This is a genomic window from Vibrio sp. 378, assembly GCF_033339435.1.
Genome location: NZ_JAWOUO010000222.1, coordinates 1 through 954 on the forward strand (window position 1 = coordinate 1; position 954 = coordinate 954).

At 46.5% G+C, this 954-nt stretch carries 1 protein-coding gene; it reads left to right on the forward strand.

What is annotated here, in order from left to right:
* Positions 1 to 954: NOL1/NOP2/sun family putative RNA methylase (locus tag R7Q48_RS25300; protein WP_318132894.1), on the forward strand; the 954-nt coding region annotated here is incomplete at both ends.

A 954-nucleotide genomic window follows, 5' to 3' on the forward strand; every position in this document is an offset into this window, starting at 1 on the left:
TGTCAAAGGCCTCTTCGCAAAAGTATCCGTGTAAACACGCTCAAAATGAGTGTGGAAGACTTTGTTAAGCGCGCGGAAGACAAAGGATGGACATTGTCACCCGTCCCTTGGTGTGAGACTGGTTTTTGGATTGAAGCCGACGAGTCGGTTGTACCATTAGGCAACACAGCAGAACACATGTCTGGCTTATTCTACATTCAAGAAGCCAGCTCGATGATGCCAGTATCTGCCCTATTCATGAATGACGAATCTTACGATGCGGTACTAGACACCGCTGCTGCACCAGGTTCAAAAACCACGCAGATCGCCGCACTAATGAAAAATGAAGGTGTACTTGTCGCGAACGAGTACGCGGCAAGCCGCGTAAAAGTTCTGCATGCCAACATCGAACGCTGTGGTGTACGCAATGCCGCTTTGAGCAACTTTGATGGCCGCGTTTTTGGTGGTTGGTTACCTGAACAATTTGATGCGGTATTGCTTGATGCCCCTTGTTCTGGCGAAGGCACAGTTCGTAAAGATGAAGATGCCATGAAGAATTGGACACAAGCGTCCGTTCTAGAAATCGCAGATACGCAAAAAGATCTCATTGAAAGCGCATTCCACGCACTTAAGCCAGGTGGCGTGCTAGTTTACTCAACGTGTACGTTAAGTACCGAGGAAAACCAGCAAGTTTGCCATCACTTAAAAGAAACCTTTGGTGACGCGGTTGAGTTTGAGAGTCTGGATGGATTATTTGAAAATGCCAACGCCGCATTAACAGAAGAAGGTTTCTTACACATCTTCCCTCAGGTTTATGACTGTGAAGGCTTCTTTGTTGCGCGTATTCGCAAACACCATTCTGTAGAGGCGCCACAAGTGAAAAAGCGCATGGGCAAATTCCCGTTCGTAAAAGCGTCGAAGAAAGAATCAGAAGAGATTTCAAAGCAACTACACAACGCATTGGATATTGAGTTA